Here is a 26,023-nt window from a genome sequence, read left to right on the forward strand (position 1 = left end):
CATTTGTCGATTGTCGACTATTTACTTGACTCCTCAGGTCAACGCCCTTTTGCTGTCATCAACCAAGTAAACTGGGTAAAAAATGACAGATATTACAGCAAACCGACCCCAGCAGTCGGTTCGAAACAGCGAGATGCCGGACCACCCGAACATGGTCCACACGTCGAAAAACCAAACCGCGGAGGGGCAATCCGTCAGGGCAACATTCCCCGCCGCACCAGACGAAGCCTCGCTGCGCCACGATCTGGCCGCCGCTTACAGAATGATCGCGCTGATGGGGATGGATGACAGCATCTATACTCACATTTCTGCCCGGCTGGCCGATGGTCCGGACGGTCAAAAACGTTTCTTGCTGAACCCGTTTGGACTGCGCTTTGACGAAGTTACGGCCTCGACCCTCGTGACCATCGACGAATTGGGCAATATTCTGGATGACCCCTATGGCGCGGGGGTGAATGCCGCTGGATTTACGATCCATTCTGCGGTTCACATGGCCCGTCATGACGCAGCTTGCGTCTTGCACACCCATACCGTAGCGGGCGTCGCCGTCAGTTCGGTCAAGGAAGGCCTACTGCCGCTGAATCAATGGGCTGTCCAATTCCACGATGCCATCGCCTATCATGACTACGAAGGGATTGCGCTCGATCTGGACGAACGCACCCGCATCGTTGCAGACCTTGGCGACAAGAACGTGATGATTCTGCGCAATCACGGCGTGCTGGTCTGTGGCCGCACCATTGCCGAAGCCGTTCGGCTGGCTCTGAATCTCGAACGGTCATGCAAGGCCCAGGTCGCAGCACTGTCGATGGGATTGACGCCCACGCCGCTGTCAGACAACGTCGCCGCACATACCGCCGGACAATATGCCAGCGGATATGACAAAGTCATCAGTTCCGGCAATGATCCGGAATGGATGGCCATGCTGCGACTTCTCGACAAAAAAATGCCCGGCTATGCCGATTGAGACCACGGCCTGACCGCGGCCAAGAACAAAAAAAGTCCATGCAAACATGGACACCTCATCACCAAAACCAAATTAACAGGGATGAAAAAATGAAGTTCTTTAAGCTCACAACTTTTCTGGTTGCAGCCGCCTTTGCTCAAAGCGTATCGGCTCAGACCGATGGTGGTCGTCTGGACGTGGTCGTCCAGCCTGAACCACCCGGGCTGATGCTGGGGCTGGTGCAAAACGGTCCGACACAGATGGTTGCCGGTCAGATTTACGAAGGCCTGCTGCGCTATAACTCTGATCTTGAACCGCAGCCTTCGCTCGCCAAGAGCTGGGAAATCTCCGAAGATGGCATGACCTACACGTTCCACCTGAACGAAGGCGTGACATGGCATGATGGAGAACCCTTCACCTCGGCTGATGTTCTGTTCACCACCGAATTCCTCAAGGACAGCCATGCACGTTTCCGCGCATCGTTCAGCCATGTGGAAGGCATCGAAACACCCGACGATCTGACCGTGATCATCCATATGAAGGAACCCTACGGGCCTTTCATCAACGCTTTCGAGACCGGCTCGATGCCGATCGTGCCCAAACACATTTATGAAGGCACTGATTACGCCACCAACCCGATGAACGCGACGCCGATCGGGACCGGTCCGTTCAAGTTCAAGGAATGGGTCAAGGGCAGCTATATCCATCTGGTCAAGAACGATGACTATTATCTCGATGGCCTGCCGCATCTGGATGAGGTGTACTATCGCGTGGTTCCCGACGCCGCCGCGCGCGCGGTGGCCTTTGAAACCGGTGAAGTCGACGTGTTACCCGGTGGCGCCGTCGAAAACTGGGACGTGAAGCGCCTGACCGAAATGGACAATGTCTGCTCGACCTCGGCTGGCTGGGAATTCTTCGCACCGCACGCCTGGATGTGGCTGAACAACCGCGAAGGCCCCACCGCTGACAAGCGGTTCCGCCAAGCTGTGATGTTCGCGCTGGATCGTGAATTCGTAAAAGACGTGGTCTGGAACGGCTTTGGAACCGTGCCCACGGGTCCGGTTTCGACCAAGACCAACTTCTATTCCGACGATGTGCCGATGTACCCGCATGACCCGGAAAAAGCCAAGGCGCTGCTGGCAGACATGGGCTATGACGGGACACCGGTCCGCCTGCTGCCCCTGCCCTATGGTGAAACCTGGCAACGCTGGGCTGAAGCGGTCAAGCAGAACCTTGGCGAAGTCGGCATCGTGGTCGACATCGAATCCGCCGATGTTGCCGGCTGGAACGAGAAGACGGCCAATTGGGATTACGATATGGCCTTCACCTATCTCTACCAGTATGGCGATCCGGCCTTGGGTGTGTCGCGTAATTATACCGTGAGCCAGATCAAGAAAGGCAGCCCGTGGAACAACGTCGAAGGGTATGAAAACCCCGAGCTCGACAAGAAATGGGAAGCCGCCGCGATTGAACCCGATCTGGCAAAACGGGCCGCGCTCTACGCCGAAATCCAGAAGGAGATTGTCGAAGATGTACCCGTTGCATGGTTGCTCGAAATCGAGTTCCCGACGATCTATCGCTGCAACGTTAAGAACCTGATCACCACCGGTGTCGGGCTCAACAACGGTCTGCGCGACGCCTGGATCGAAGAGTAATCGAAGGTACGGGGCGGGAATTCCCGCCCCGTACCGATCAGTGCTTCCTCCATACGGCCACGGCGGACAATGTGCCCCTGGCCATTCCTTTCCGCCTTCCCGACAAAGGACGACCAATGAACATTGCCGGAGCTGTTCTAGGACGCTTGATAAAGGCTGTTCTGACGCTGCTTGCCATCGCGGTTCTGAACTTCTTTCTGATTCACGCCGCGCCTGGCGACCCTGCTGCGGTGCTGGCAGGTGAAGCAGGTGCCGCAGATGAACAGATGATCGCGGATCTGCGAGCCCAGTTCGGACTGGACCAACCCTTTTACATCCAGCTCTGGACTTATGTCAGAAACGTGCTGACGCTCGATCTCGGTTACTCCTTCCGTCAAGGTGCCCCCGTGCTGGAACTCATCCTTGACCGGTTGCCCGCCACTCTCATCCTGACCATGTCGGCGTTCGGGATATCACTGACATGCGGGATCATGCTGGGCGTGGCGGCTTCGGCGCGCGTGGGCAAGCTTGCCGACAGTCTATTGACCGGCTTCGCCCTGATTTTCTATGCGACTCCGCTATACTGGGCGGCGCTGATGGCAGTGTTGGTGTTTTCGGTACAGCTTGGATGGCTGCCCGGATTTGGCTACGAAACCGTTGGCGCAGATTATTCGGGGTTCCAGCGCGTCGGCGATATTCTGGCTCATCTGGTCCTGCCGGCGCTGACGCTGGGACTGTTTTTCATGGCGGTCTATATGCGCATGACACGGGCCTCGATGCTGGAAGTCGCGCAACAGGATTTCGTTAAGACCGCGCGGGCAAAGGGCCTTTCCCCGGCAGTGATCCGTCGCCGCCATATTCTGCGCAACGCGCTTTTGCCCGTGGTTACACTGGCCGGTTTGCAGGCGGGACAGCTTATTGGCGGCGCGGTTCTGACCGAAACGGTGTTCGCATGGCCGGGTATTGGGCGACTGATGTTCGAAAGCCTCGCGGCGCGGGACTATAACACCATCCTAGGCGTGTTTTTGGTTTCGGCCGCAATGGTGATCCTGTTCAACATCGTGACCGACATCGTCTATCGCCTGATCGATCCACGCATTCGTCATTCGGCCTGAGGAGACTGACATGAGCTTCTGGAAACGCTTTGCCAGGAATCGCGGCGCTGTCCTCGGGCTGGTGCTGCTGCTGGCAGTTATCGTCATCGCGCTGATTGCGCCGATGCTTTACCCACGTGGCCCCTGGCCAATGGTGCAACGCCCCTTTCTCGCCCCCTATACCGTGGATGGGCTGCCGCTTGGCACCGATACGCTGGGGCGAAACGTGGCTGCGGGCCTTGTTTATGGCGCGCAGGTCTCGTTATTGGTCGGGTTGATTTCGACCGTCATGGCCCTGTTGATCGGTGTGCCCCTTGGTGCAGCGGCGGGGTTTTATGGTGGTTGGCTGGATGAAGGCGCAATGCGCTTTACCGAGTTCTTTCAAACCATCCCGAACTTTGCTCTGGCTATTGTTCTGGTGGCCATTCTCGAACCTTCCCTGACATCAATCACACTGTCGATTGCCATCGTCAGTTGGCCCCCCGTAGCGCGCCTCGTGCGGGCCGAGGTCATGTCGGTGTCAAAGCGCGAATATGTCGATGCCGCCCGTCTGGCCGGTCTTTCGAACCTGCGTATCCTTGTGGGTCAGGTTCTGCCCAACACCGTTTCACCGATCATCGTCATGGCCTCGCTCATGGTTGCAACTGCGATCCTGCTTGAAAGCTCGCTATCTTTCCTCGGTCTTGGCGATCCCAACATCATGTCTTGGGGATATCAGATTGGCGCGGCACGTACCGTGATCCGTTCGGCCTGGTGGCTCAGCTTCTTTCCGGGTCTCGCCATCGTACTAACCGTGCTGGCGTTGAACCTAATCGGTGAAGGACTGAACGACGCCTTGAATCCCCATCTGTCAAGGAAGGGTCGCACATGACCAATCCAGTTCTCTCGATCGAGCATCTCAGCATCAAGCTGCCCGACGGGGCGGACCGGCAATTCGCCGTGGACGATTGCAGCTACACGCTCGACAAGGGTGAAATCCTTTGCGTCGTCGGCGAAAGCGGCTCGGGTAAATCAATGACGGCAAACGCCCTCATGGGTCTGTTGCCTGAAGGCGTGAGCGTCGGTGCGGGCCGCGCAGTTTTCGAAGGCAAGGACATCCTGCGCCAATCCGAAGCGGAAAGCCAAAACCTGCGCGGCGCCAAGATCGCAATGATTTTTCAAGAACCTATGACTGCGCTCAATCCGCTTATGCGCATTGGTGACCAGATCAGCGAAGTGTTCGAGGCGCATAAACGGCACACCCCATCGGAACGGCGCAAAAGGGCGCTGGATCTGGTGCGCGAAGTCGACTTACCCGACCCGGAAAAAATCATCCGCGCCTACCCGTTCCAGCTTTCCGGAGGGCAACGTCAGCGGGCGATGATCGCAATGGCTCTGGCTTTGGAACCGCAAATTTTGATCGCCGACGAACCGACAACGGCGCTCGATGTGACAACGCAGGCGCAAATCCTCAAGCTGATCCTCGACCTGCGGAAAAAACGTGACATGGCAGTGATATTCATCACCCATGATTTTGGCGTCGTGGCCGAGATCGCCGACAAGGTGCTTGTCATGCGATACGGAAAAATCGTTGAACGGGGCACCGCCGACGCGGTACTGAAAAACCCGCAACACGACTATACCAAGCACCTTTTGGCTGCGATCCCATCAGGTCTGGTCCCGCAAAATGCCGAGGTTCAGAACTCTCCGGCGCTAGAAGTAAAAGCGCTCAACAAGGTTTTTCGCACCGGTGGCGGGTTCATGAAGCCACACCGCGAAGTGTGTGCCATCGATAATATTTCTCTGTCCATCGCCAAGGGCGAAGTCTTGGGGCTGGTCGGTGAATCCGGCTCGGGGAAATCCACGCTGGGCCGGGCGGTGGTGCGGCTTGTCACGCCGGACAGCGGTCAAATCCTCGTCGGCGGCATCGACATGGCCGCGTTGAGCGAATCCGAGCTGCGCCGCGCACGATACAAAGTGCAAATGGTGTTCCAAGATCCCTATGCCTCGCTCAACCCGCGACACAAGATTCTGCGCGCGCTGACAGACGGCCCGATCGCCAAGGGTGTCGCCAAGGAGCAGGCCCGGTCCCGCGCGCGCGAGCTGATGGAAATCGTCGGCCTCGGCTCGGACGCCGTGGATCGGTTCCCGCATGAATTCTCTGGTGGGCAACGGCAGCGTATCGGTATCGCCCGCGCACTCGCGATGGACCCGGACTTGATCATCGCGGATGAAGCCGTTTCGGCCCTCGACGTGTCGATCCAGGCACAGGTTCTGGACTTGCTCCGCGAGTTGCGCAGCCAGCTGAACCTGTCGATCCTCTTTATAACTCATGATCTGCGCGTTGCAGCCCAGCTTTGCGACCGTATCGCGGTCATGCAGAAGGGCAATCTCGTCGAAATCGGGCCAGTGTCAGACGTATTCCTGAACCCGCAGAACGACTATACCCAACGCCTGCTTGCCGCCGTCCCCGGGGGCGGTTGGGATCTCGCCAAGGCACCGCTGAGTTTATAAGCGCTGCTTGGTCGATTTACAGGCAAGCAGACACGAAGAACTCGGGCCGCGTTGCACCGCGCTTGTTGTTGTCGCGCCTTGCGCGCCAAACACGACCACGAAAAGGCCCACCGGGAGGCGGGCTTTTTACTGGGTTTATCACTCTGTTTGTACCGTACTTAGCGGTGAAGGTGTTCCGCCCCGGAAATTTTCTTCCCATTGGAATTCGAGCTCGAATCAACTTGAGGATGCAGAATGGTGCAAACGAGATACAGCGAAATCAGATCATCAACATCCTGACCAAGCATGGTGTAGGGGCGCTGCGCGCTAAACTGCGCCGAAAGCAGGGAATGTCGAAATGCACCTTTTATGCCTGAAAGTCCAAGTACGCGGCATAGCGTTTTCTGACACCAACCGGTTCAAAGTGCTGGAATGAGGTGCAAGCGCCATCGGCTGCAGCAGCCCTGAAGATCCGGTAAGAAAAAGCAGTCATTCATAGACCGCACCCCCGACCACTCATGTTGCTCCGCCCCAACAAGTGCAGCATTAGGCACGAAGCTTCATTTGTAAAATCGTGTTGATCTCGCGGAGACGGCCGAAAGCTGCACTATCCACGTGCAGAGAGGCCCGTCGCACTGGCCTGACGCTTTTAGGTAGCGTCGCAGACTGATTGAAACACTGATATGCAGCAAAACTGGGACTACACCATTCTGCTTCAAGCAGAATGGTGTAGTCCCTATGTCATACCCGCACGGGCGCAAAGACCGACTATTCCGCCGCTATTGCGCAAGCGACATCAGGCTGCCCTCTGAATGGGGTCCATTTCAGGTCCCCGCTATAGCGCCAGGCCAGCGCGCCTTTGTCATCCATGGCGATCAGGTGCAGCCAACCGTTATCGAACAGCTCACGTATACCGGGATGCCGCGCGAGGATCTCGGACATCGCCTCGCGCGGGGCTTCGATGATCACGGACAAGCGCAGCGGATCATGTTGGAGCCCGTTTCCGTCGTGGACGGATTGCCACGGCAAACCTGGGCGTGGAGCGCCGTTGTTGCCCTCCAGGACTCCGATGCCGCCCACTACGTTGTGCAGCAGCTTGTTGCCACCACCGAACAGGGCCGGGGCCACGGTCGAACCATAATACTGCAGGCTGATCCAGCTTGCGACGACCACCGGGGCTGTCATGATCAACTCGAGAACACCGAACCCCTCATCGCGTTTCCAGTCATAATTGTGCAGGAACGCCTGGCCCGACAGGTTCGCGCCGCCGGTACGGTAGCGCGGCGCCGCGACAAAGGCGCGGCACCCTGCCAACCCCCATTCAGGCCTCGTTTCCGCCCAGTCGCGTGCCCGCTGCTGGATTGTCCCCGCGCCGGTCGCACGCGGCAGGCGTTTCGCACGTTCTGCACGGGCGAGTTTCCCTGCTGTGGCCAGCCACTCTTTCAGTTGCGCAAGCCCGGCAGTCGAATCGCCCTGAGGCAGATCGTATTCATAGAGTGTGACGCTGTCCGTCGTCGTGTGGTGCATTGCGGGAAGGAAAACGGTGTCAGCGGGGATTTCGGTCCCTTCTTTACGCAACCCAAGCTGCACCTCGGGATCGTTCAGCAAACCCGCCAGAAGCCGGGCGTTCACATCCCCCGTATAGCCGCCGCATGCACCACAGTGCAGCGCGCTTTCGTGCGGGTTGTTGACCACATCGGCACCGTGACCGGTCAGCATGACGATCCGCGCAAAATTGTCTGTAAGCGACATGGCCGTCAGCACTGAGTTTGCCATTCCAACACGCGTTTGCAGGTCGATTTTCTGGTCCAGCTGCGGAGCAGGATCGACCTTGGCCACCCCGCCCAACCCCAGCGCATCCCGCACCAGTTTCCCGGCGTAAAGCGGCCCTGTCGCCTCGACAAAGGCGAAAGACGAGACCGCAGCCAGCTTGAACCGCCCCCAGGCCCGCTTGGCCCGCGCGGCATACCTGCGATCGAGATTTGTCTTCTCGGGTTCGGCCGCCTGTGTTGTCACGCCGGGGTTCAAGAGCACCGGGCCGCGCCGTTCGATCACATCTGAGCCAGCGGCCTTGTGCGCGCTCGCCAACCCGAAGAAACCGGCAAAACCGATGGTTTCGATGTTTTCATCCTGAGATTCCAGGGCGCGGCGGAAGACTTCTGACCGAACGTCGATACAGAAGACCGCCTGTACATCCGGACGGCCCCGGACCGTTCGTGGTGTGGCCCGCAGCAACCTGTCGGCCAGAACACGCTGCTCAGCCCTTTCTGCCGCGTCCTGTAGCACCGCGTCGATGACAATGTCCCCTGTCGGTGTGACAGGGGTCTGGTGGGCCGCAACAGCTTCCGACCAACGCGCCGAAATCTGGTCTTCATAGAGGTTAAACAGCGCTTGGTCGAACACCATCCGGACTGCCAGAAGCTCGGTCACTGTACTTTCCTGTTCGCCGTCCAGTTCTGCCTGCCACAAAAGGTAACGCCCATATTGCGCCCATCCGCCCAGCGTCATCAGCCAACGGTGGAACGCTGTCGGCGCGGCGCCGGTGGTCACTCCGAGCTTTTCCGACGCGCGGCCTATCGCACGCCAATGCGACCGGTTGGTTTTGGACACAAACGAACAAAAGCCCTTCAGGCCTTGGATCTCGGGCGTCAGATCGCGCGACGCGAAATCCCGCCATGCGTTGAAGGCGCCGCCGGTGTTGACCTGCTGCCAGAGAGCCTGACCTTGGTCAAAATGACCGGCGGCCCATGCGCCGATGCGATCCTCGATCAGCGCCGGCCAGTCAATGCCTGACACGTCTGCCGCCAGCTCAGCCACGGTGGGAATGGCATTGGGCGCGGCTGCCTCGTCTTCCAACGCGGCTTTGATGTCCTGCAGACTCGGCGCAGTGAAACGCCCATCAATCGCGGACAACGCATCCAAAAGGTCCGTTTCAGCGATTTCACCTGCGTCCAGTTTCCTTGCCCAATGCGCGCGCGAAGGTGTAATCCGGACACCGCCAACCCGCGCCAGACGCGCAGCGGTGACCGCGAGCGGCTCGCCGGCCTGACCAAGAAACGGATTCACCGCGACATTCGCGGAAAGCGGGAACAGCGGCGGGATTGCCCTAGCAGCATTGTTGGCCTCGGCGACAAGTTCCAACAGGGCGGCGGGGTAGGATTCAAGTTTTGCAAACATGAGGTTTGTTCCTTTCAGGCTGCTGGGCGCCTGGACCAGCCGTCCAGAAGCTTGTCGAAGATAGCATTGGCATAGAGGCCGTTAGTCAGGTGAACGCGGAGTCCTGCCGCTGCAGGGTGCGACGCCCAAAGCGGGAATGTCGCCTGAGCCACGGCTACACAGCCAAAGCTGACAAGAGCGAGGATGATAAGGGCCCACTCCAAGGGACCCGGGGCCGGGGTCGGAGGCAGGCTGCCATCTGTGAGAGACAGCGCAACGACCTGAAGCGCGAAATAGCTCACCGAGGTCACCAGCGCATAGATTGCAGTGCGCTGCATCAACTCACGCGGCGCCGCATCGGCAAAACCCTGCGCTAGCAGGTAGGCAACACCAAAGATAAGGATCACGCCCAAGGCAATGGCCTGAATAGATTTTTCATCAAACCCCAGAATGATGCCGACAAGACCGTAGATTACGATGGCTGCAGCGAAGGCCTGCAAGACGTTACGCGCACTCGGCACTGCAATCGGTCCGGGGCGGCGGATCGCCGCGACATTGCGCACGGCCTCACCGGAACTGAGGAACGCGTGCGCCTTGTACAGCGAGTGCGCCACGATATGCAGCAAGGCCAGCGGGAAAAGCGCCAGACCGCATTGCATGACCATGAAAGCCATCTGCGCGATGGTCGACCATGCCAGCGACGTCTTGACCGCTGGCTGTGTCAGCATCACCAAACCACCGAACAGCGCCGTGAAACCACCGAGCATGACAAGAAGCGCCATGACCCCCGGAGCCAGGAGCATCACATCCGCGAACCGGATCAAGAGGAACCCGCCCGCATTGATAACCCCCGCATGCAGCAGGGCGGATACCGGCGTTGGGGCCTCCATCACCTCGGTCAACCAGCCATGCACCGGGAATTGTGCCGATGCCAGCGCCGCCGACATGGCAATCAGCAACGCCGCCGCCATCGTCAGCCAGTTGGCTTCGACTGACGCAAGGATCGTTTCGATGTCGGTGGTGCCTGTTTCAGCGATCAGCAGGATGACCGCGCCGGCCAGTGCGCCTTCGCTCAGCCGCGCGACTATGGCTTTCTTGTGGGCCGCCCGCTGAGCCGTCGCACGTTCGGGGTAAAACAGCAGCAGCCGGTTCAACGACAGGCTTGTGAGCGTCCAGGCCACGAAAAGCTGAAGCAAATTACCAGACATCACAAGGAATAGAACCGCAGCCAGCGTCGCGGACATCCAGCTTGTGAATGCCCCCTGCCGGGCCTCTCCATCCATGTAGGTCTTCGAATAGCGCAGAACGATCCAGCCGATGAAGCTGACCAGAACCAGCATCACCGCGCTCACTGCGTCGAGCCGCACGGACAGGCCGACGCCAAACAGGCCGATCAGCGCCGAGGTGCCGGGGCCTTTGACCTCAAGGAGCGTTGCAACAACTACCGTGGTCGCGAAGGCGGCGAATGCGGCCGCCTCGGTCAACTTCGGCACCAGTCCGGGACGTCTCCCTGGATGCCGCGCCGCATAAAACGCCGCCACCAGCAAGACGAGCGGGCTGACAAGGGGCAAAAAGAGATAAGCCATGATCGGGTTCCTTTTTTTTCGCGGCCAAAAACCTTGGGAAACCGATTAGGACAGAACTTCTTCCAGTAAAAATTCATTGTTTTTGAGTTTTCGTTCTAATAAATCGAATGATATGCCGCTGAATTATCATCATCTCCGATATTTTTGGGCCGTTGCGCATGACGGGAACCTGACGCGTACGGCACAGCGTTTGAACCTGTCACAGTCGGCCCTGTCGGTTCAGATTAAGCAATTGGAAGAACGTCTTGGCCATGCACTTTTCGAACGGCGCGGGCGGCAGCTTCATCTGACCGAGGCCGGACGTATTGCGCTGGACCACGCGGATGCGATTTTCTCGGCAGGACAGGAACTTGTCGCCACTCTGACGGGTAGCGTTCAAAACCGCAGGGCGCTACGCGTGGGCGCGCTCGCAACCCTGTCGCGCAACTTCCAGATCGGATTTCTGAGACCGATTCTCTCACGCATTGATGTTGAGGTGATCCTGCGCTCGGGTAGCCCGACTGAATTGCTTGAAGGATTGGGAACGCTCAATCTCGACCTCGTGCTCATGAACCGCCCGCCACCAGACGATAGCCTGACACCGTACGAAACGCATCAGATCGGGGAGCAGGACGTCAGCATTGTTGGTACTCCCGAGCGGCTCGATCCGGATCGTCCGATCAGGGAACTTCTCCTCGATCAGCCCTTTATTCTACCCACGACCGAAAGCAGCGTGCGCACCGCTTTCGACGCGATGGCCAGCCGTTTATCCGTGCGCCCGCAAATCGCCGCCGAGGTGGACGACATGGCCATGATACGCCTTTTGGCACGAGAGGATATCGGGCTTGCGCTTGTCGCACCGATCGTCGTGAAAGATGAATTGAACTCCGGTCGGCTCACCGAAGCCAAGGATCACCCCCGGATCAAGGAAACCTTTTTCGCCATCACGCTGCGCCGCCGGTTCCCAAATCCCTTGGTCCAGGAACTTCTCGAACGGAGTGCCGAGTCCGCATTTTTATCTTGAAATGCAAACATGCGTGTAATCCGCAGGTTGCTGAGTAGCCAACGGTAGCTCACCTTGCTGCGACGCAGCAATTCTCTCGTGTTGGCTTTGCCGACAAGATTGCCGATGACCTGCTACGACCCTTTCACCCAGCCAAAACCCGACCCCTTTGGGTTGAGACGCCTCTTGGCGCAGGTCACGATCGACCTCTAGAAATGTCGTTTGAACCCCGAACCGGAGCGCCAGCTCGGCCACCGTCTGCCCACGCTTCAGCGCCTCAAACGCCACCTTCGCCTTGAACTCAGGCGCATGCTGCTTCCGCTTCGATATCTGTGATCTCCTTCTCGTCGAAGATGAGCAGACAACGAAGCGTAGCTTACGTCAGTGTCCGATTTTCAAGGGAGAGCTCGGACGGGGTAAACCAAGGTGAACAGAAAGATCCGAAACCTGAGCGCAGAACGCGAGAAAATGTTGGCGACAACGGAAGCCTTCTAAAATCTACGCACTCCGCCCGCGCGGCCCTCAGGTTGTGGTTTCTTGGTTCGGGGCGACGCCCAACTCGGTGGTGTTCGCAGCGAGTTAACCACGGCGATGAAGTGATCTAATCGCGTCCAATCGGTGTCAGGCTGTCAAATTCTATGCCGGTTGCACGCTTGTATTCAACCTCATCCCAGAAGCCGATCAGGATGCCTCCTTCGGCAGCCTTCTTTTGCCGCGCGAGCACAGCCGGGGTTGCGGTGATCCGCGTATGATGGCGGGTCGCCCAATCCAGCAGGGCGGCCTCCATCTGGGTGCGGACGCTTCGGTGGCCTTCGGCTTGCGAGGCTCCCAGATCGGTTAATTCATGTGGATCGGTTTGCAGATCGAACAGAACCGGCCGGAAACCCTCGCAGCGGATATATTTCCACCGCCCATCGAAAATCATTGTTGTATGCGCATCTTCTTGTGGTTGGTCCAAGGTGCGCGCCATGTCAGACCAGTGATAGTCGTGCTGGCTGATGGCGTAGCGGCGCGAAAACCCATCTGTTCCGTGCAGGATCGGCGTCAGGTCGCGACCTTCGATCACATGCGGCTTGGCCTCGCAGCCAAGCGCGTTCATGAAGGTGGGGGCAAGGTCGATCATCTCGACCAGCGCGTCAGAGACAAGACCGCGGCTGGTATCGGCCTCGGCCCGTGGATCGGCAATGATAAGCGGTACCTTGACCGCCATCTCGTGGTAGAAATCTTTATCACCCATCCAGTGATCGCCCATGTAGTCCCCATGATCGGAGGTGAAGGCGATGATCGTATTTTCGCTCAGACCAGCTTCATCCATCCATGCGAACAACCGACCGAGATTGTCGTCGAGTTGCTTGATCAGGCCCATATAGGCAGGGACGACGTGTTCGCGCACTTCGTCTCGGGCGAAGCTTTGGCAGACCCGCGCCTTGAGGTAGGCCTGCATCAACGGGTGGTCGCTGGTGTGTTCCGCCGCAGAGCGGATCGGAGGTACAATATGGCTCTCGTCATACATGTCATGGTAGGGCGCAGGGACGATATAGGGCCAGTGCGGCTTGATGTAGCTCAGGTGGCACATCCATGGCCGTCCATCCGCCTTGGCTTCTTGCATGAAAGCAATCGCGCGGTCCGTCATATAGGCGGTTTCGGAATGCTCTTCGGGAACATTCGCAGGCAGGCGGGAATTCTTGAGCAGCCAAGCAGAGAGAAGGTCGCCATCTGGGCCGACCCCGGAATTAGCAAAATCTTCCCACGGGTTGTCTGATGAATAGCCATGCGCAACGAGGTAGTCGTCATAGGCAGACCAGTTCTGCCGCTGGCTGTCAGGGTGCAGGCCGTCGTCACGCTCAAACGGTTCAAAGCCACATTCGGAGACACGCGCACCGATTTCACTTTCGGGGTCGATGCCGAGCCACGCCATACCTTCGGCGTCTGCCGTCATGTGTGTCTTGCCCACAAGCACGGCGCGTGCGCCCACCTCGCGCAGGTGGTCGCCCAGGGTCGGTTCGCCTACACGCAGTGGCATCCCGTTCCAGGTCGAGCCGTGGCTGCGAACGTAACGCCCTGTATAGGCCGACATCCGCGACGGGCCGCACACAGGGGATTGCACATAGGTATTGGTGAAGCGCACGCCCCGGGCTGCCAGCGCGTCGATATTGGGGGTGTGCAAATGTGGATGGCCGTAGCAGCTGAGGTAATCGAAGCGCAGCTGGTCGGCCATGATCCACAGAACATTAGGGCGTTTGGTCATTTCACGGTATCCTTCGTTGCAATATGGTCCGCTGCGATTTGGTCCGCCGGGATTCTGAGAAACTCTTCCAGCCGGTCAACGAACCCTACGAAAATGCGTATCTCCTCTTCGGAAAAGACATCTTTCAGTGCAGCACGGCGGCTGGCCATGACGGGGGCTGCCTTGTCGTAGGCAGCGCGGCCCTTTGCGGTCAGTGCGACAATGGTTTGCCGGGCGTCGCGCGTGTCGCGGTGCATCGTGACATAGCCTTTTTCGCGCATGTCTGGCAGGGCGCGACTCAGTAGGGAATGGTCGGCACGCTGGATCGCGGCAAGGTCGCGGATGGTCAGAGGTCCGGCTTCCGCCAAGTCCCAGAGCGTCCGCCACTCCACGACTGACAAACCTCCGCCGATCTTTAGGAAATTCCGGCTTTGCGTACGAGATGCGGCGTAGACCGCGGGCAGGCGCGCAAAGATGTTCAAACCCTCGCGTTCCATCCGTGCGCGAATCTGCTCAATGTCGATCTTCGGCTTTTCAGTCATATGCAGTCCTTTCATGCCCGCTATAATTATAGAAAAAAAAATTACGTGACAAGTCATATAAATTCTGCAAGCCTTGAGTCGGGCTCTGATGAATTGGGCCTGCGTGTCTTTGGAGGAAGGCGCGGGATTAGGGGAGAATATCATGATTAAGGCAGCAATTTTTGGTGCGGCAATCGCACTCGCACCTTTGGCGGCATCCGCTCAGGCGAACTTGACCGCCGAAACCACGACGCCGGGTTCGACGCCGCATTACATCGACACGACATTGGCCGCCATTCTAGATAGCGCTGGCGTTGCCACCATGCAGATTACAGAAGGGGCGACCCTGACCAACTCTGTACAAGCAGTTGCCGAGGGGCGGCTGGACATGGCCCCTGCGCCGCTGATCCTACCGTTTCTTCTGTCACGGGGCATCGGGCCCTATAGTGGTGTCGGGGCCGAAAACGGCGCCGAACTTGCGGCAAACCTGCGGGTGATCTTCTGGAACTCGGGCTCGGCCCAGATTTTCGGTTACTACAATAACAATCCCGTCGCGGATATCCGGTCTCTGGACGGGTTGCGCATCTGGAACGGCCCGCCACGCGGTGCGGCACTGACCTCGGGTCGGGCCATGGTGCAGCTGCTGTCCGGCGCAAAGGACGGCGAAGATTATGAAGGCATCCAGACGCCTTGGCCTGATACGGTCTCGGCGATCACCGGTGGCGGGGCAGATGCCTGGACTATTCCCGAGGGTCTGCCGTCAGGCCGCGAAATCGCTATCGCGGCAGCAGGCGGGATCACGATTCACGATGTGCCATCGGATCTGCTGGCCAGCGAACTTGGCCAGCAAATCCTTGCAGCCCCGGGACATGCGCCCTACTCACTTCCGGTTGAAGATTTCCGTGCGGCTTATGCCGGCAATGACATCACCATCGTGACTGATGACGACACCTTTGACAGTTTCGCTACTGCCTTTGGCCAGATCGTGAATGCGTCCATGGATGAGGAACTCGCCTTTCAGATCACCAAGGCATATCTCGAAGGCCAACAGCGCTTTCTCGAAGGCTCCCCGCGTGGGCCCTTCGCCATGCTGAGCTTTAGCGATATCGACGGTGTCTCGCAGGGTGCCTGTGGGGCGGTGCAGATCAAGATGCACGAAGGAGCGATCCGCGCCTTCGAAGAAGCTGGCCATACTGTTGCGGACTGCCTGCGTCCATAACGTTTGAAAACGGAGAGGTCGGTCCTACGGCCTCTCCAAGGGAAGCGAAGCGCCATGAACACACAAACACCCCTTCAGCCACTTGGTCGGCGCATCGCCATCGCTCTGGCCTTGGTGCTGGTCTTTGTTGGTATGCTGAACACCATGCCAGAAATTCCGGGCCTGCAGGACTGGACACGCCACATCACCGGTCGGCCGTTTTTTCGGGTATCGAACTTCCCGCCCGAGTATTTCTATCCCCCAGTTTTCTTTCTGATGATGATAATCGTGGCGCTGGATGCCAGCGTCTATCGGGCTTGGCGGATCAACAAGCCGCATCTTGCCTGGCTGGGGCTTCTGCTGGATGTGGGGCTGGTGCTCGCCGCGTTTCTTGCTGCCTTCGGCTATCTTGTCGAAATCGATTCTATCTGCCTGATCGACCAGATCACCGGCGAGAGGGCGCGTCTTATCCAAGACGCGGCGGAAAGGTCGGCAGGGGTCATTCCGGGGATATCATTCGAGGCCGAAGTGCCCGCCTGTCAGGCCCGTTTCGGGATCTGGATCATTCCGCTGCTTTTCACCATCATCACGCTTTTCTTCCTCTATAACATTCGCGTCTGGGGCCTGCCGCTGGTGGCGGTGGCCAGTGTCGTGGTGCTGTATACGATTGGCACGGCGTTGATCTGGATTTTCGATCTGTCGGACAACAATTTCCTGCTGACCAAACTGGGGGCCGACAACGGCGACGTAACGGCCGCGGCGATCCAGAAAGCCACAAACATCTTTGTCACACCAGACGGGTTCATGGGCCGGTTCATGGATATCGTCGTGAATCAGGTCTTTCCATATGTGGTCCTCGGCGCACTTTTCGGAACCTCGGCGGGAGGCACCTCATTGATCAAGCTTGCGGTGCGGACCACGCGCAATTTGCGCGGTGGGCCTGCCCACGCGGCCATCGTCTCATCGGCGATGTTCGGCACCATCACTGGCGGTCCGGTCACAAATGTGCTTTCGACCGGGCGGCTGACGATCCCGATGATGCGGCGCAACGGCTTCTCGCGGGACTTCGCGGGCGGGGTCGAGGCTGCAGCATCCTCGGGCGGGCAAATCATGCCGCCGGTCATGGGGGTCGCGGCTTTCGTACTTGTGGCGTTGACCGCTGTGCCCTACACCAAAGTGATCACCGCAGCCTTCCTGCCGGCGCTGTTCTTTTTCTTTTCAATCTTTCTCGCGGTGATGTTTCAAGCCCGTCGTGAACGGGTCGAAGCGATGCGGGAAATCCCTGCGGATCTGGTTATGAACCGGCAAGACTGGTTGAACCTGCTCATCATCATGGTGCCGATTTTGACCATCCTGTTCCTGCTTTTGGGCAGCAAGGATGCGATTGGCGGCGGACTGGTTGCGGCCATCCTGCCCGATACTGTGGTGCGCACGATTACCAATTCCACGGGCGATGCGGTGTCTGCCGGGTGGTGGGCGGTCGTGATCTTGCTGCCGCTGCTGATACTTGATCCGGAAACCCGCGCCAAACCGTCCAAGATACTCGCTTCACTTGCGGATGGCGGGCTGCTGATTTCACGCCTTTTCCTGTTGCTTTTCGCCGTGTCCATCATTTCCGCATTCTTAAACGAAAGCGGGCTGACGGGGGAGTTGACCCGCGCGGTGACCTCTTGGCTGGAACAGGCACAGGTGGTGCGGATTTTCGGCATGGAGGTACAAATCGTCGGCGGGGTCTACCTGATGCTGGCGTTGACCTGCGCGATGTTCTGCGCGATCTTGCTTGGTATGGGGATGCCGACGGTTCCGGCCTATGTGAACGTCGCTCTGTTGCTGGGGCCGCTGCTGGCCAACCTCGGAGTCAGTTTCTTCACTGCGCATATGTTCGTTTTCTACTTCGCCGTCGCCTCGGCGATTACCCCCCCTGTTGCCGTTGCCGCCTTTGCCGCCGCCACGATCACCGGGGGTGAGCCAATGCGGACCGGCATCGCCGCCGTGCGGGTGGGCATCGTCATGTTCACGATCCCTTTCATCTTTGCCTGGTACCCAGAGCTCTTGCTGATCCCGGAGGCAGTCACAATCACCAGCGATTCCGGCGCCAAGGTGCTGATCGATGGCTATAGTGGCGAAGTCGATCTTGTCGCACTCGGCTTGCTGTCGGCCCGTCTAATCCTGGCGCTTTACCTTATGGCCTCGGCGCTGGCGCGGTTTGATCGCGGGCCGGTGCGCTCTTGGGAGATTGCCTGCCGGCTTGTTCTTGCTGTCCTTATCATGTGGAAGACCGCACCAGTGATGTGGTTTGGCATCCTCGCCGGGTTCGCGCTGATCGGCCTGCACATCATCCTTTCGCAAAAGCAAGATAAACCTGCCGAAGCTTGAATTCGCCTTCCACCTCGACGCAACCCTTGGTTCGATCCGTGAATTGGGGCCCGGACGGGCTGGTCATCGCCGGATCATCCCGATCATCGGCGGTACGGTTAGCGAGCCAAAGGTCACCGGCTGCGTTCCAAACCTCGGGCCCAACTGACAGACCGTTTTCGAAAACAGCACCGAGCACCGCATAGCTTGATACCCGCTATGCGATCGAAGCTGAACAAGGCAGGTGTCTAGGAAACGAGGGGCACCTCACTCAGGCGAAACCGATGATACACATAGACGGCATAGAAAATCATGGACCGAGGGAAGCGGAAGTTTTTTAGGCAAGGCTGTGAGACTTGGCTAATCATGAGAGATGGCTATGCGCGCAACCGGGGCGCGTTAATAACATGACAAAACCAAGCCATTTCCTACCCAACAAATGAGAGCAGATAAATGAAAACCGGCAGCGTCAGCGCGGAAATTGCCGTGCCGTATAGAACCGCACGCGCCGACAGTGGAACGCTGAGCCCTTCTGCCCTGGCCATCACATAGACGTTTGCGGCAGGCGGCAGCGCCCCCATTATGATGGCCGTGGCGATCCAAACCGGATCGACCCACGACACCCATGCAAAGGCTAGAACAACCGCAATTGGATGGCAGATCAACTTAACGGCGAGACAGGCCCCCAACCGTGCATCCAACGCCCCATCGCGGTGACGTGCAAGCGTGAGCCCTAGCGAAAACAAAGCCGTCGGCGCGGCCGAATTCTGAAATCCGGTCAACGGTTTGTCCAACACCTCGGGCAGGGTCAAACCGCTTTGCGCGAACAGTAGCGCCAAAAGCGTGGCCAGAATGAACGGATGGGTGGCGACTTTGCGTGCAGCAGCCATCAGCCGCGCTGGCCCGTGCCCTGAGGCACCAATTACCAATGGCCACACGGTAAAAATCAGCAAAACATCGGCACAAAAGATAAACGCGGCAGGCGCACCCGCCTCCGGCCCCAAAACAGCAACGGTCAGCGCCGGCCCCATGTAGCCGATGTTGGAATAACTTGCCGCAAGTCCAAAAACCGCAGGGCTGTCCCCGGTCTTGTTGGTGCGGCCAATCAGCCAGCCGGTTGCGAACATGGCACCCGTAAGAGCCGTGGTGATTAGCAAGAATCCGAACAGGCTAGAGGCATTCGGCGGCACCATGCGCACCGACTGAAACAACAGCGCGGGCAAAGCGACATAATAGATAAACGCGTCCAGCCAACGCTGTTGCACTGCGTCATGGCGCAACAGCACCTGCGCCAACACCCCCGCCAAAATGTACAGGAAGAAGGGGGCAATCAGGATCAATCCAGCAATCAATGTGGTGCTTTCTATGGGGCTTTGGCCTCAAACTGGCCGAACAAAAGACAATTGAGCATGTGCAAAGTTCTAACTCCTTGCCAAACACAGACACAAGGCACCCGGATTTAAAACTGGGGCTTCGGCGACAGGAAAGCCCTTACAAAGTAGGCTTTTATCGCCTCGATAGTCGGGGTAGTCCGTTTCGCTCGACTAAACGCCAGCCCCACATCCATCGACGGGATTTCGACATCTGTCGGCACCGTTTCGATCCTCCTCCCCTCTAGCGACCAAGGCCGGTACACCATATCTGACAAGATCGTGATCCCCTGTCCATTCGCCACAAGCGAGCGTACCGCCTCGACCGACGATGTGCGCAGCTTGATGTTTGGCCGCGCGTTGTGGCTGTTCCAGTATTTCATGCTAGAATGCGCCGCCTCATCGACGGTCAGCATCACGTACGGCTCTTGCGCAATGCGGGCCAGCGACACCTCGCCCCCCTTGCAAAAGGCATGGCCTGCAGGCACCCACAACCGGCGGGGTGATTTCAGCAGCGTCACCGTTTCCAGTTCGGGACGGTGGATATTCGAGGTCAAGGCCACGGCCATGTCGATCTGAGTGGCCAAAAGCTGTTCTTCGATGCTTTGCCGGTTCAACTCGACGATTCTGATATCAATGCCCGGATATAGCTGGGCCAAACGTCCCAGATGATAGGGCAAAAAATATCCGATCACCGTATAGGTTGCGGCAATGGTGATGGTGCCGGTGATGTCTGAATTGCCGCGATTGATTTGCTGCGCCGCATCCAGTTTTTCCAGAATGTCGCGCGCTGCGTGCAAAAACTCGCGCCCTGCGGTGGTCAGTTCCATCCCCTGCGCACGTCGTGTGAACAAAGTTACGCCAAGTTCTGCCTCAAGATCGCGCACAGAACTGGTGACAGACGACTGGGAAATCGACAAAAGTTGGGCTGCGCGGCTGACCTGTCCAGTTTCCGCCGTCGCCACAAAATATTTCAAATGCTTGAAATTCATAGATTTTTTTACACTTCGTTGCTACTCAAAGCAACATTATCTGATTTACCAATAATGCGTCAGCAAAAAAAACAAATTTCAATTTCGCTTGGATGCACGAATTATTAGTCAACCAACAAGGAGAGGGCATCGGCATGAAAGAAGCAGTCGATCTGAATTGCGATATGGGCGAAGGCTTTGGCCAGTGGGTACTGGGTGACGCTCCGGACGAAGAGATCATGCAGATCATCAGTTCAGCGAATATCGCAGCGGGCTTTCACGCGGGCGACCCAAATTCGATGAATCGGGTGGTCAAACTGGCCCAGATCCATGGCGTCGGCCTAGGCGCGCACCCCGGCTATGCCGACCTGCAGGGGTTCGGGCGGCGCTATATCAAAACGGACGCCGCCGAACTGATCAATGACATCCTTTACCAGATCGGCGCAATCCGTGAATTCGGGCGGCGCCATGGCTCGGCTTTGCAGCATGTGAAACTGCATGGCGCACTTTACATGGAAGCCGCGGTTAATGAGGACCTGTCACAGATGCTGGTCGATACCTTGCAAGTGACCAGCCCTGACGCGCTGCTGTTCTGCATGGGCATATCCAAGACTTATGCGGCAGCGAAACGTGTTGGCCATCCGGTCATCCGCGAATTCTATGCGGATCGCGACTATGACAATTCGGGCTCCATCGTGTTTGCCCGCAAGGTCGGGCGACCCGACCCGGCACAGATCGCCGAAAAATGCGTCAAGGCCTGCAAAACCGGCAAGGTTACCACAGTCGAGGGTGACGAACTGGAGATCGAATTCGAATCCATCTGTTTTCACTCTGACACCCCTGGCGCGCTCGCCATGGGGCAGGCCATTCGGGCCGGGCTTCAGGATGCGGGCATCCGCATCGCGGCAGCTGCCGAAATCGCAAAAATGCGCACCTAACCACATCATCAGGAGATTCAAAATGGCACAGGTTCTTTCCCCGATTCCGGGCACGTTTTACACTCAATCCGCGCCCGAAGAGCCGGCCTACAAGACCGAAGGTGACGCCGTCGCCACTGGCGATGTCATCGGGCTGATCGAGGTGATGAAAACTTTTATCGAGGTAAAGGCCGAAGCATCAGGCACCTTCAAGGGATACCTATGCGAGAACGAAACCCCGGTGACCGCAGGTCAGCCGATCGCCGACGTGGAGGGTTGAGCCGTGCCGATCAAACGCCTGTTCATTGCCAATCGGGGCGAGATCGCAGTGCGGATCATTCGCGCGGCAAAGGCCATGGGCATCCACACGATCCAGGCCTATTCCGAGGCGGACGAGGATATGCTCGCGGTGCGTCTTGCGGACGAGGCCATATACATCGGCCCGGCGCAAGCCGCGCGATCCTATCTGGATATTGATGCAGTCGTTGCTGCGGCCAAGGCATCGGATGCCGATGCGGTTCACCCAGGCTATGGCTTTCTGGCCGAAAACGCCGATTTCGTAAGGGCGCTAGATGCCGCTGGCATTGGTTTTGTCGGCCCTTCCGCAGACACCATTGACCGGCTTGGCGACAAGGTTGCAGCACGACAGGCAGCCGAAGCGGCAGGTGTCCCGGTGGTGCCGGGATCAAAAGGCCGGTTGGAAACGGTAGATGAGGCCGCCAGTGTTGCCGCGGACATCGGCTATCCGGTGATGATCAAGGCGGCTGCAGGCGGCGGCGGCAAGGGCATCCGGATTGCCCAGACCGAAGAAGAGCTGCGCAAAATGGCACCGCAAGCGCAAGCCGAAGCCAAGGCCTCGTTTGGCGATGGCGGTCTGTATCTGGAACGCGCGATCCAATCGCCGCGCCACATCGAAGTGCAGATCATGGGCGACGGCACTGACGCTGTGCATTACTTCGAGCGCGAATGTTCCATGCAACGGCGTCGGCAAAAGGTCTGGGAAGAAGCAGGCGCTGCCTGTCTGGACGATGCGACCCGCGCCAAGCTGTGCGAAACTGCCGTGGCGCTGGCGAAATCGGTCAACTACGTCGGCGCAGGCACACTGGAATATCTTTATGACAGCGTCACCAAAGAGTTCTTTTTCATCGAGATGAACACCCGCATTCAGGTCGAACATCCGGTGACGGAAATGCTGACTGGTGCCGATCTGGTACAAGAGATGATCCGTGTCGCGGGCGGTGAAAAACTCGGCAGCACCCAGGATCAGATCACCCGCACCGGCCACGCCATCGAAGTGCGCCTGAACGCCGAAGACCCGACCATGCAATTCATGCCCTTCCCCGGTCAGATCGCAGCCATGCGCATCCCCGAAGGGCCGGGCATCCGGTTCGACCATTTTCTATACGAAGATTACCAGATTCCGCCATTCTATGACTCGCTTCTGGGCAAGCTGATTGTGCATGGAGCCGACCGGGACGCCGCAATTGACCTGATGATCAGTGCGTTAGAAGGGTTGGAAATCGAAGGGATCAAAACCACCAAACCCCTTCATCTGGCCTTGGCCCGCGACCCCGCCGTGCGCGCGGATGACTTTCACACGCAATGGCTCGAACCGTGGCTGGCGGCGGGCAACCTCACTCCCACTCCCTCATAACAGGAGGCAATCATGAAGACTCGTTACAGCTATGGCGGCGACGAACATATCTATGTCGAGATGGACGATGAGATGTCGCTTGATGCGTTTTTCAAATCCCTCTCGATGAGCAACGCAGTGCGCGATGCTAAGATCGAGGGCGTCACGGAAATCTGCCCGGCCAATGCCTCGTTCCAGGTGCGGTTCGACCCAGATGTCATTGCCCCCGAGGCCATGATGAACCGGATCAAGGAACTGGAACATCTGGCAGAGGACGCGGACAAACGCCTGCACACGCGGATCATCGAAATTCCGGTCTATTATCAGGACCCGTGGACCCATGAAACGCTGATGCGGTTCCGCGAACGCCATCAGGACCCGTCAGGCACCGATCTGGACTATGCCGCACGGATCAATGGATTCGACAGTGCCGAAGCATTCATCGAAGCACACCATTCGCAGCCATGGTTCGTGTCGATGGTGGGTTTCGTGGCCGGTTTGCCGTTTCTCTATCAACTGGTGGAGCGCGAAAAGCAGTTGCAGGTGCCCAAATACTTGCGCCCGCGCACCGACACGCCGAAACAGACGGTGGGTTACGGCGGCTGTTTTTCCTGCATCTATTCCGTGCGCGGTGCCGGTGGCTATCAGATGTTCGGCATTACACCGATGCCGATTTTCGACCCCGAACAAAAGCAAAGCTACCTGAAAGATTTCATGGTGTTCTTCAAACCCGGTGACATCGTGAAATGGAAACCGATTGATCGCGCCGAATATGACCGCATTCTGGCCGAGGTCGAGGCCGATACCTATATGCCGCGCATTGCCGAGGTGGATTTCGACCTTGATGCGTTCAACACCGATATGAAAGGCACCAACGCCAAACTGATGGAGGCTCTCGATGTCGCTTAAGATCATTCAACCCGGCCTGTCGACTTCCATCCAGGATTTGGGCCGCCCCGGCTATTTCCACCTTGGTATTCCGATCGGCGGCGCAATGGACCGTTTCGCACTGCGCGTGGCCAATATGTTGGTTGGAAACCCTGAAGGGGCTGCCGGTTTCGAAGTGGTGTTCATGGGGCCGACCATCGAATTTGAATCCGACGCACTGGTCGCTGTCACAGGTGCCGATCTGCCTGCAAAAGTCGACGGCGAAGCGCGCGACGGTTGGACCGCGTTCGAGGTGAAGGCAGGCCAGACGCTGAGCTTCGATTTTCTCAAATCCGGAGCGCGCGCCTATATCGCGATCAGCGGCGGGATCGACACGCCACCTGCCCTTGGCAGCCGGTCGACCTACCCGATTGGTGCACTTGGCGGCGTAGACGGGCGCAACATTCAGGCGGGCGACGTGATCCCGCTGGGCGATGTCGAGATGATCGAACCGGGCCTGAGCGTTCCCGAACAACTGCGCCGGATGCCGGACAACCCTGCCGAACTTCGGGTGCTGCCCGGCCTGTACTGGCACCGCCTGACGCCCGCAGCGCAAGAGGGGTTCTTCAACGATGATTGGGCGGTCGCGCTTGAGGCGGACCGGATGGGATACCGCTTCAAGGGGGGTAAGCCGCTGGAATTCGTCGACCGCGAACAACCGTTTGGCGCGGGCGCCGATCCGTCGAATATCGTCGATGGCTGCTATTCCTATGGATCGATCCAAGTGCCAGGCGGTTTGGAGCCCATCATTCTGCACCGCGATGCGGTCTCGGGTGGCGGTTATTTCACACTTGGTGCGATCATTTCCGCCGATATGGACCTGATCGGGCAATTGCAGCCACACACACCAGTCAAGTTCCGCAAAGTTGATATGGCTGAAGCCTTGGCCGCTCGGGCCGAACGCAAGAAAATGCTATCGGACGTGCGCGCGCATCTGGGCTAATCCCATGCACCTAAGGGCGTCCGCATCAATTGCGGGCGTCCGACCTGAACGCCGACGGCGTGATCCCGAATTTCGCTTTGAACAAACGTGAAAACTGCGCCTGATCGGCAAAGCCAAAGCGGTAGGCAATGGCAGATAACGATTCTTGTCCTGCGCAGGCAAGCTCATCATGCGCCGCCGTCAAACGGTAATCACGTACCTGCTGCGCCACTGTCATATTTGCCGACCGGAATAGATCGTGCAGATAACGTTTCGAAATTCCACAACGCGCCGCAATCATTTCCGGTGATAGATCGGCAGCTTTGATGTTATTGCGAATGAAACGGTCTATGCGTGCCAGATGCGCGGCCCGTACCGCGCTTACATTTTCTGCTGCATCCGCATCACCGTTGTCCACGGCCATAGAAAGAAACATCAATAGCTGACGGCCAAGCGCGTCTTGCGCCGAGGACGCGACAGATCCGTCCGTATCTTGCGCCAATGCCACCATGGACGAAAACAGCCGCGCGGTGCCGTTCGTGGCATCGAACACCCGCGCGCACAACCTGTCGGGTCTTCTGACCCGCGTGCCCAATTCCGCCTGAGAAATCTTCAGAACGAACAGGTCGTTCGGATGCTCATAGCGAAATCGGTAAGGCTCGTCCCCGCGTTCAATGATGAACCCGCCCGGATCACAGCGCACATCACGCCCCAGCTGGCGAAACTCGACCGGGCTGCGCAGCGGGATGGTGATCAGGTAATCCTCTGCCTGGTCTTCACGGATCTGCCGACCGTGGCGGGTATAACTGACTGGATCAGAGGTCAGCCGCGACAGCGAAACATCGCCAAAGGCCCGGTGGCTTAACCGCCCCTTGAAAGCGGCAGGGTCACGGAAATCAAGCTGCAACGGGAAATAGGTCTGCGAGATGATCTCGCTCCACCTAGCGGAACGATCATCGCTGGATACGCCATGTGTCGATAGCGGTGTCATGCTTCCGTCCTTTCCATTGCAGGGCATTAAAGCACCAGACGGGGTTTCCACAAAATCAATTTTTCAACTGTGCACCCAGCGTCAAACGATCCTGCACCCAGTGACAAGACAGTGCCCTTTCGCT

21 protein-coding genes are annotated in these 26,023 nt (G+C 58.2%); 14 read left to right on the forward strand and 7 right to left on the reverse strand.

The genetic code is table 11. The annotated features are described in order from the left end of the window. Positions 1-82 precede the first annotated feature (82 nt). From VOI23_RS16325 to VOI23_RS16345, 5 genes are all read left to right on the forward strand, one after another. Positions 83-964, forward strand: a complete 882-nt coding sequence (locus VOI23_RS16325) for a class II aldolase/adducin family protein (RefSeq protein ID WP_323786032.1) — start codon at positions 83-85, stop codon at positions 962-964. Positions 965-1,053: 89 nt separating this feature from the next. Beyond that, on the forward strand, positions 1,054-2,598 hold the full coding sequence (locus VOI23_RS16330) for an ABC transporter substrate-binding protein (protein ID WP_323786033.1): 1,545 nt from the start codon (positions 1,054-1,056) through the stop codon (positions 2,596-2,598). Between the two features lie 116 nt (positions 2,599-2,714). Then, positions 2,715-3,692, forward strand: a complete 978-nt coding sequence (locus tag VOI23_RS16335) for an ABC transporter permease (protein WP_323786034.1) — start codon at positions 2,715-2,717, stop codon at positions 3,690-3,692. Positions 3,693-3,702: 10 nt separating this feature from the next. Then, positions 3,703-4,542, forward strand: a complete 840-nt coding sequence (locus tag VOI23_RS16340; protein WP_323786036.1) for an ABC transporter permease — start codon at positions 3,703-3,705, stop codon at positions 4,540-4,542. Beyond that, positions 4,539-6,164, forward strand: a complete 1,626-nt coding sequence (locus tag VOI23_RS16345; protein WP_323786037.1) for an ABC transporter ATP-binding protein — start codon at positions 4,539-4,541, stop codon at positions 6,162-6,164. Before VOI23_RS16340 ends, VOI23_RS16345 begins: the two co-directional genes overlap by 4 nt. Before the next feature lie 747 nt (positions 6,165-6,911). Here VOI23_RS16345 and VOI23_RS16350 read toward each other — a convergent pair. Together VOI23_RS16350 and VOI23_RS16355 are read right to left on the reverse strand one after the other, a co-directional pair. Continuing rightward, positions 6,912-9,320 (reverse strand): DUF2309 domain-containing protein, encoded by a 2,409-nt coding sequence (locus VOI23_RS16350; RefSeq protein ID WP_323786039.1) that lies wholly within the window; start codon positions 9,318-9,320, stop codon positions 6,912-6,914. 14 nt (positions 9,321-9,334) lie between these two features. After that, the gene (locus tag VOI23_RS16355) at positions 9,335-10,885 is read right to left on the reverse strand and encodes a proton-conducting transporter membrane subunit (RefSeq protein WP_323786041.1); all 1,551 of its coding nucleotides are present in this window, start codon (positions 10,883-10,885) and stop codon (positions 9,335-9,337) included. A 112-nt stretch (positions 10,886-10,997) separates the two neighbouring features. On the opposite strand from VOI23_RS16355, the gene VOI23_RS16360 reads away from it, so the two are divergent. Then, positions 10,998-11,888: a LysR family transcriptional regulator gene (locus VOI23_RS16360; RefSeq protein WP_323786042.1), complete on the forward strand. Its 891-nt coding sequence runs from the start codon at positions 10,998-11,000 to the stop codon at positions 11,886-11,888. Positions 11,889-12,468: 580 nt separating this feature from the next. Here the strand turns inward: VOI23_RS16360 and VOI23_RS16365 are convergent. Further along, positions 12,469-14,115: a sulfatase-like hydrolase/transferase gene (locus tag VOI23_RS16365; RefSeq protein ID WP_323786043.1), complete on the reverse strand. Its 1,647-nt coding sequence runs from the start codon at positions 14,113-14,115 to the stop codon at positions 12,469-12,471. Next, complete coding sequence (locus VOI23_RS16370; RefSeq protein ID WP_323786044.1) at positions 14,112-14,636, reverse strand: MarR family winged helix-turn-helix transcriptional regulator; 525 nt, start codon at positions 14,634-14,636, stop codon at positions 14,112-14,114. The genes VOI23_RS16365 and VOI23_RS16370 overlap by 4 nt, the downstream gene beginning before the upstream one ends. A gap of 142 nt (positions 14,637-14,778) precedes the next feature. Between VOI23_RS16370 and VOI23_RS16375 the strand changes: the two genes are divergently transcribed. Genes VOI23_RS16375 through VOI23_RS18590 form a run of 3 tightly spaced genes read left to right on the forward strand, consistent with a single transcriptional unit; the run spans position 14,779 to position 18,337 of the window. Beyond that, the gene (locus VOI23_RS16375) at positions 14,779-15,834 is read left to right on the forward strand and encodes a TAXI family TRAP transporter solute-binding subunit (RefSeq protein WP_323786045.1); all 1,056 of its coding nucleotides are present in this window, start codon (positions 14,779-14,781) and stop codon (positions 15,832-15,834) included. Positions 15,835-15,888: 54 nt separating this feature from the next. Further along, complete coding sequence (locus VOI23_RS16380; RefSeq protein ID WP_323786047.1) at positions 15,889-18,189, forward strand: TRAP transporter fused permease subunit; 2,301 nt, start codon at positions 15,889-15,891, stop codon at positions 18,187-18,189. A gap of 43 nt (positions 18,190-18,232) precedes the next feature. Then, complete coding sequence (locus tag VOI23_RS18590; RefSeq protein ID WP_416376541.1) at positions 18,233-18,337, forward strand: hypothetical protein; 105 nt, start codon at positions 18,233-18,235, stop codon at positions 18,335-18,337. A 259-nt stretch (positions 18,338-18,596) separates the two neighbouring features. Here the strand turns inward: VOI23_RS18590 and VOI23_RS16390 are convergent, their stop codons facing one another. After that, positions 18,597-19,508 (reverse strand): AEC family transporter, encoded by a 912-nt coding sequence (locus VOI23_RS16390; protein ID WP_323786048.1) that lies wholly within the window; start codon positions 19,506-19,508, stop codon positions 18,597-18,599. Positions 19,509-19,627: 119 nt separating this feature from the next. Next, positions 19,628-20,530, reverse strand: a complete 903-nt coding sequence (locus VOI23_RS16395) for a LysR substrate-binding domain-containing protein (protein ID WP_323786049.1) — start codon at positions 20,528-20,530, stop codon at positions 19,628-19,630. A 134-nt stretch (positions 20,531-20,664) separates the two neighbouring features. Here VOI23_RS16395 and VOI23_RS16400 point away from each other — a divergent pair, with 134 nt between their 5' ends. From VOI23_RS16400 to VOI23_RS16420, 5 genes are read left to right on the forward strand one after another with little or no spacing between them, the layout of a single operon-like run. Next, the gene (locus tag VOI23_RS16400) at positions 20,665-21,447 is read left to right on the forward strand and encodes a 5-oxoprolinase subunit PxpA (protein WP_323786050.1); all 783 of its coding nucleotides are present in this window, start codon (positions 20,665-20,667) and stop codon (positions 21,445-21,447) included. 22 nt (positions 21,448-21,469) lie between these two features. Further along, entirely contained in the window at positions 21,470-21,706 is a 237-nt protein-coding gene (locus tag VOI23_RS16405; protein WP_323786051.1) for an acetyl-CoA carboxylase, read from the forward strand. A gap of 3 nt (positions 21,707-21,709) precedes the next feature. Continuing rightward, positions 21,710-23,080, forward strand: a complete 1,371-nt coding sequence (locus VOI23_RS16410; RefSeq protein ID WP_323786052.1) for an acetyl-CoA carboxylase biotin carboxylase subunit — start codon at positions 21,710-21,712, stop codon at positions 23,078-23,080. Positions 23,081-23,092: 12 nt separating this feature from the next. After that, the gene (locus VOI23_RS16415; RefSeq protein WP_323786053.1) at positions 23,093-23,968 is read left to right on the forward strand and encodes an allophanate hydrolase subunit 1; all 876 of its coding nucleotides are present in this window, start codon (positions 23,093-23,095) and stop codon (positions 23,966-23,968) included. Beyond that, on the forward strand, positions 23,958-24,929 hold the full coding sequence (locus tag VOI23_RS16420) for a biotin-dependent carboxyltransferase family protein (protein ID WP_323786055.1): 972 nt from the start codon (positions 23,958-23,960) through the stop codon (positions 24,927-24,929). Before VOI23_RS16415 ends, VOI23_RS16420 begins: the two co-directional genes overlap by 11 nt. A 25-nt stretch (positions 24,930-24,954) precedes the next feature. Here the strand turns inward: VOI23_RS16420 and VOI23_RS16425 are convergent, their stop codons facing one another. After that, complete coding sequence (locus VOI23_RS16425; RefSeq protein ID WP_323786056.1) at positions 24,955-25,899, reverse strand: AraC family transcriptional regulator; 945 nt, start codon at positions 25,897-25,899, stop codon at positions 24,955-24,957. Positions 25,900-26,023: the final 124 nt, after the last annotated feature.

The sequence above is a fragment of the Thalassovita sp. genome (assembly GCF_034670005.1).
In the GTDB taxonomy this organism is placed as follows: Bacteria; Pseudomonadota; Alphaproteobacteria; order Rhodobacterales; family Rhodobacteraceae; genus Thalassobius.

What these genes read in the sequence shown, in the direction of transcription:
- VOI23_RS16325 (WP_323786032.1), top strand. Translation starts at nt 83, where the DNA reads ATGACAGATATTACAGCAAACCGACCCCAGCAGTCGGTTCGAAACAGC.
- VOI23_RS16330 (WP_323786033.1), top strand. Translation starts at nt 1,054, where the DNA reads ATGAAGTTCTTTAAGCTCACAACTTTTCTGGTTGCAGCCGCCTTTGCT.
- VOI23_RS16335 (WP_323786034.1), top strand. Translation starts at nt 2,715, where the DNA reads ATGAACATTGCCGGAGCTGTTCTAGGACGCTTGATAAAGGCTGTTCTG.
- VOI23_RS16340 (WP_323786036.1), top strand. Translation starts at nt 3,703, where the DNA reads ATGAGCTTCTGGAAACGCTTTGCCAGGAATCGCGGCGCTGTCCTCGGG.
- VOI23_RS16345 (WP_323786037.1), top strand. Translation starts at nt 4,539, where the DNA reads ATGACCAATCCAGTTCTCTCGATCGAGCATCTCAGCATCAAGCTGCCC.
- VOI23_RS16350 (WP_323786039.1), bottom strand. Translation starts at nt 9,320, where the DNA reads ATGTTTGCAAAACTTGAATCCTACCCCGCCGCCCTGTTGGAACTTGTC.
- VOI23_RS16355 (WP_323786041.1), bottom strand. Translation starts at nt 10,885, where the DNA reads ATGGCTTATCTCTTTTTGCCCCTTGTCAGCCCGCTCGTCTTGCTGGTG.
- VOI23_RS16360 (WP_323786042.1), top strand. Translation starts at nt 10,998, where the DNA reads ATGCCGCTGAATTATCATCATCTCCGATATTTTTGGGCCGTTGCGCAT.
- VOI23_RS16365 (WP_323786043.1), bottom strand. Translation starts at nt 14,115, where the DNA reads ATGACCAAACGCCCTAATGTTCTGTGGATCATGGCCGACCAGCTGCGC.
- VOI23_RS16370 (WP_323786044.1), bottom strand. Translation starts at nt 14,636, where the DNA reads ATGACTGAAAAGCCGAAGATCGACATTGAGCAGATTCGCGCACGGATG.
- VOI23_RS16375 (WP_323786045.1), top strand. Translation starts at nt 14,779, where the DNA reads ATGATTAAGGCAGCAATTTTTGGTGCGGCAATCGCACTCGCACCTTTG.
- VOI23_RS16380 (WP_323786047.1), top strand. Translation starts at nt 15,889, where the DNA reads ATGAACACACAAACACCCCTTCAGCCACTTGGTCGGCGCATCGCCATC.
- VOI23_RS16395 (WP_323786049.1), bottom strand. Translation starts at nt 20,530, where the DNA reads ATGAATTTCAAGCATTTGAAATATTTTGTGGCGACGGCGGAAACTGGA.
- VOI23_RS16400 (WP_323786050.1), top strand. Translation starts at nt 20,665, where the DNA reads ATGAAAGAAGCAGTCGATCTGAATTGCGATATGGGCGAAGGCTTTGGC.
- VOI23_RS16405 (WP_323786051.1), top strand. Translation starts at nt 21,470, where the DNA reads ATGGCACAGGTTCTTTCCCCGATTCCGGGCACGTTTTACACTCAATCC.
- VOI23_RS16415 (WP_323786053.1), top strand. Translation starts at nt 23,093, where the DNA reads ATGAAGACTCGTTACAGCTATGGCGGCGACGAACATATCTATGTCGAG.
- VOI23_RS16420 (WP_323786055.1), top strand. Translation starts at nt 23,958, where the DNA reads ATGTCGCTTAAGATCATTCAACCCGGCCTGTCGACTTCCATCCAGGAT.
- VOI23_RS16425 (WP_323786056.1), bottom strand. Translation starts at nt 25,899, where the DNA reads ATGACACCGCTATCGACACATGGCGTATCCAGCGATGATCGTTCCGCT.